At 62.8% G+C, this 3,955-nt stretch carries 5 protein-coding genes and 2 pseudogenes; 5 read left to right on the forward strand and 2 right to left on the reverse strand.

Features of this window, described 5'->3' with window-relative positions:
- The 4 genes and pseudogenes from ACJWXQ_RS01495 to kdsB all read left to right on the forward strand — a co-directional run.
- A pseudogene (locus ACJWXQ_RS01495) lies at positions 1-289 on the forward strand (lipid ABC transporter permease/ATP-binding protein); the annotation flags it as partial.
- A 9-nt stretch (positions 290-298) separates the two neighbouring features.
- A complete protein-coding gene (gene lpxK / locus ACJWXQ_RS01500) occupies positions 299-1,291 on the forward strand; it encodes a tetraacyldisaccharide 4'-kinase (RefSeq protein ID WP_406672004.1) in 993 nt (330 codons plus the stop codon).
- Between the two features lie 19 nt (positions 1,292-1,310).
- On the forward strand, positions 1,311-1,499 hold the full coding sequence (locus ACJWXQ_RS01505; RefSeq protein ID WP_346052983.1) for a Trm112 family protein: 189 nt from the start codon (positions 1,311-1,313) through the stop codon (positions 1,497-1,499).
- The gene (kdsB, locus tag ACJWXQ_RS01510) at positions 1,496-2,260 is read left to right on the forward strand and encodes a 3-deoxy-manno-octulosonate cytidylyltransferase (protein WP_346052981.1); all 765 of its coding nucleotides are present in this window, start codon (positions 1,496-1,498) and stop codon (positions 2,258-2,260) included. The genes ACJWXQ_RS01505 and kdsB overlap by 4 nt, the downstream gene beginning before the upstream one ends.
- 10 nt (positions 2,261-2,270) lie before the next feature.
- Here kdsB and ACJWXQ_RS01515 read toward each other — a convergent pair whose 3' ends face one another.
- On the reverse strand, positions 2,271-2,546 hold the full coding sequence (locus ACJWXQ_RS01515; RefSeq protein ID WP_406672005.1) for a hypothetical protein: 276 nt from the start codon (positions 2,544-2,546) through the stop codon (positions 2,271-2,273).
- Between the two features lie 90 nt (positions 2,547-2,636).
- Here ACJWXQ_RS01515 and ACJWXQ_RS01520 point away from each other — a divergent pair, with 90 nt between their 5' ends.
- A complete protein-coding gene (locus ACJWXQ_RS01520) occupies positions 2,637-3,110 on the forward strand; it encodes a low molecular weight protein-tyrosine-phosphatase (protein ID WP_406672006.1) in 474 nt (157 codons plus the stop codon).
- A 145-nt stretch (positions 3,111-3,255) separates the two neighbouring features.
- On the opposite strand, the pseudogene ACJWXQ_RS01525 reads toward ACJWXQ_RS01520, so the two are convergent.
- A pseudogene (locus ACJWXQ_RS01525) lies at positions 3,256-3,955 on the reverse strand (hypothetical protein); the annotation flags it as partial.

The raw sequence follows: 3,955 nt of genomic DNA on the forward strand, positions 1-3,955 counted from the left end.
GCGGATCGCCATTGCCCGGGCCCTGCTCAAGGATGCGCCCCTGCTGATTCTGGACGAGGCTACCTCGGCACTGGATACCGAGTCGGAGCGCCATATCCAGAAAGCCCTGGATCGCCTGATGGAGGACCGCACTACCTTTGTCATCGCCCATCGCCTGTCCACGATCGAGAATGCCGATCGCATTCTGGTGCTGGATCATGGCCGTATCGTGGAGTCGGGTACCCACCAGGAGTTGCTTGATCGTGGTGGCCATTACGCCAGTCTGCATCGCCTGCAGTTTTCCGAGTAAGGGCGAGCCATGAGCCTGCGCCGCCGACTGGAATCCTGGCTGCAAGGGCGCTGGTACGGTGAGCAGCAGCCCGGCATCGTGCTGCGGGGTCTGGCCCGGCTGCAGGCCGGCCTGGTGCGGCTCAATCGCCGGCGGGCAGCCACGGCCTGGCGGGCGCCGGTGCCGGTCGTGGTGGTGGGCAACCTCACGGCCGGTGGTACCGGCAAGACTCCCTTTGTCGCCTGGCTCGCCGCTGCACTCAAGCGGCGTGGACTGCAGGTGGGTGTCGTCAGCCGTGGCTATGGCCGTCGCAGTCGTGACTGTCTGCTGGTGGAAGCGAATAGTGACTGGCGTCGTGTGGGTGACGAGCCCCTCCTGCTTCAGCGCCTGACCGGCTGCCCGGTAGCGGTGGGCGCTGACCGCCCCCAGGCCTGTCGCCTCCTGCTTTCCCATTTCAGCCTGGATCTGATTGTCAGTGATGATGGGCTGCAACATTACCCGTTGGCCCGCGACCGCGAGATCGCGGTGATTGACGGCAAAAGGGGCTTCGGCAATGGCCGCCTGATACCAGCCGGGCCCCTGCGCGAACCCCTGGAGCGCCTGGATCAGGTTCACTGGCGGGTCTGGAATGGCCAGCGGCCGGAAGCGGAAAGCGGTTTGCTCATGCAATTGCGAACTGACAGCGCGGTAAACCTGATGGATGGTCGTCGCCGCCCCCTGTCTGACTTTGCTCCCGGCCCGGTGCGGGCGGTGGCGGGTATGGGAGCGCCACAGCGCTTTTTTGATACGCTGGCGGGATACAATATCGAGCTGATCGAGGAAGCACCGGGTGATCATGCCCGCTGGCAAGCCGAGCAGGATGATGGCACCACGGTGTTGATGACGGACAAGGATGCGGTCAAGCTTGGCGAACGTGCCGCCGCTCATTGGTGGCGGGTCCCGGTGGAGGCCGAGCTGGACGATGCCGGGGCCATGCTGGATGAGTTGGTGGCACTCTGCCGCCGGTGGCAGGATCGGGACTGAAGAGGAAAAACGCATGGGCGTGGATCGCAAGACTCTGGAACTGTTGGTGTGCCCGGTGTGCAAGGGTAAGTTGATCTATCAACGGTCCTCGGATGAGTTGATTTGCAAGGCGGATCGTCTGGCCTTTCCGGTCCGGGACGGGATTCCCGTCATGCTGGAAGAGGAGGCCCGAGAGATCTCCACAGAGGAAAGGGATAATCTCAAATGAGTTTCAAGGTGGTGATTCCGGCCCGTTATGGTTCCAGCCGTTTTCCCGGCAAACCCCTGACCCGGATCGCCGGGGAACCCATGATCCGTCATGTCTGGCAACGGGCCTGCGATGCCGGCGCCGAACAGGTCATCATTGCGACTGACGATCACAGTATCCGTACTCACTGCGAACAATTCGGTGCCCGGGTCTGCATGACCTCGCCGGAGGCCCGTTCCGGGACTGACCGGGTCGGGGAAGTGGTTGGACAACTGGGTTGGGCTGATGAGGATGTAGTGGTCAACCTTCAGGGCGACGAGCCCCTGATGCCGGTGACTGCCATCAGGGATGTGGCGGATCAATTGCTCAACGAAGCCTCGGCCGATATCGGAACACTGTGCTGGCCCATCGAGAGCAGTGCCGAGCTGATGGACCCCAATGTGGTCAAGGTGGTCGTGGCCCGCAGCGGTTCGGCACTTTATTTCAGCCGCGCTCCCATTCCCTGGGACCGTGACAACCCGGCTACGCGGGACCCGGACTCCACCGAGGCGCCGCGGGCGGTTTATCGGCATATCGGACTGTATTCTTATCGTGCGGGGGTCCTGGATCGCCTGGCGGCGGAGCCACCCTGCGAGCTGGAAGAGATTGAACAGCTCGAGCAGTTGCGGGCCTTGTGGGTCGGCTTGCGTATTCAGGTGAGGCAGGCCGGCGAAATGCCGGGGCCGGGCGTGGACGTGCCCGACGATGTGGCAAGGGTAGAGGCCTTGCTGGGCGGGTTCTAGGGGCTGATCTCTACTGCTCGGAGACCTGCATCTCACGCAGGGCAGGGTTGAGCCCGCCGCCATCGGGGTCGGCGACCGGCAGGGTGATCACATCCGGTAGCGCTCGCACCGGCTCACCGTGGGCATTGGCAAGAATCCGTTCGCTGTTGTCGGTGGCCTGAAGCACGATGGCCAGCTCTTCTTCCAGGATTTCGATCACCTGCCAGTCATGGCCCAGGTAATGGACCTGTCGGCCGATCAGGGCTTCCAGGCGATCAATGGACGGCAGCGGCTGTTCATCGCTCATGGCGTGATTTCCCTCGTGAACCGTTATCATGTTGAATCCTGTTGTGGGTATTGGCAAGTCTGAGTCGCAGAAGTCAGGAGACGGCCTATCATGAGTAAGCGCGTGCTATTTGTTTGTCTGGGCAATATCTGCCGTTCCCCCACTGCGGAAGGCATCTTCCGGCATCTGCTGGAGCAGCGGGGCATCGAAGCGGGGAGGGTGGAGTTCGATTCCGCCGGCACCCATGGCTATCACGTGGGCAAGGGCCCCGACCCGCGCGCTGCAGAGGCCGCCATGCGCCGGGGCATCAGCCTCGCCGGAATCCGTGCGCGACAGCTTGAGCCGGCTGACTTTCAGCAATTCGACCTGATTCTCTGTGCCGATGAGTCGAATCTTCACAACGTCGGTGAGATGCGTCCCGCCGGGGCCCGGGCCGAAGTAAGGCTGCTGCTGGAATATGCCTCGGAGTCCCCGCACAGGGAAGTGCCCGATCCCTATTACGGGGGTGAGCGCGGCTTTGAGCAGGTACTGGATCTGGTGGAAGAGGCCTGCGAGGGCTTGCTGGAGGAGTTGCTGCGGCCCTGAGTCCGGTCGCTCGGTCATGGCCGGGAAACCAGGCCGGACGAAGGCAAGCGGCTAGCCTAAGCGGCCAAAAGAAAAGGGGAGTGCAAGGCACTCCCCTTTTTCAATCGATCATACCATTATCGGTCTGGCCGTTATCGGTCTGGCGTCAGTCCTTGTCAGACTCGCCACCCTCCCGGGACGATTCCGTTTTTGCCCTGTCCTTGTCCTGATCGCCGCCACGTCGATCCGCCTGGCGTTCGCTGGCCGTGCTGGCGATGGCCGGATGGGGCTCACCCGGACGGGAAGGCCTGGGGCTCTCCATTGCCGGCGGACGGGTCTGCTTTTCCTGTTTTTCCTCGTACACCTGACGGGTTTCTTCCAGCCGGGCCGCCCGCTTGGCACTCAGTCGACCGGGCTCTTCGTCGGCGCCAGTCTTCTTGTCGTGAGCGGCATCTCGCCCGGGTTTCGCTTCGGCCTTGGCTTGGGGCTTGGGCGCAGGCGCGTCACCATGGCTGTCAGGCCGTCCGCTCTGGGGGGCGGGGGCTTCCTTGTCAGCTTCCCGACTCGGCTTGGGTCCCTGTGATTTCTCTTGTGCCTGAGGCTTCTGCTCCTGGGGCTTCTGCTCCTGGGGCTTCTGCTCCTGGGGCTTCTGCTCCTGGGGCTTCTGCTCCTGAGGCTTCTGATCCTGAGGCTTCTGATCCTGGGGCTTCTGATCCTGGGGCTTCTGATCCTGGGGCTGCTGATTCTGAGGCTTCTGATCCTGAGGCTTCTGATCCTGAGGCTTCTGATCCTGAGGCTTCTGATCCTGAGGCTTCTGATCCTGAGGCTTCTGATCCTGAGGCTTCTGATCCTGAGGCTTCTGATCC

Origin of the sequence: Natronospira sp., from assembly GCF_007134575.1 — a bacterium.
Taxonomy (GTDB): Bacteria; Pseudomonadota; Gammaproteobacteria; order Natronospirales; family Natronospiraceae; genus Natronospira; species Natronospira elongata.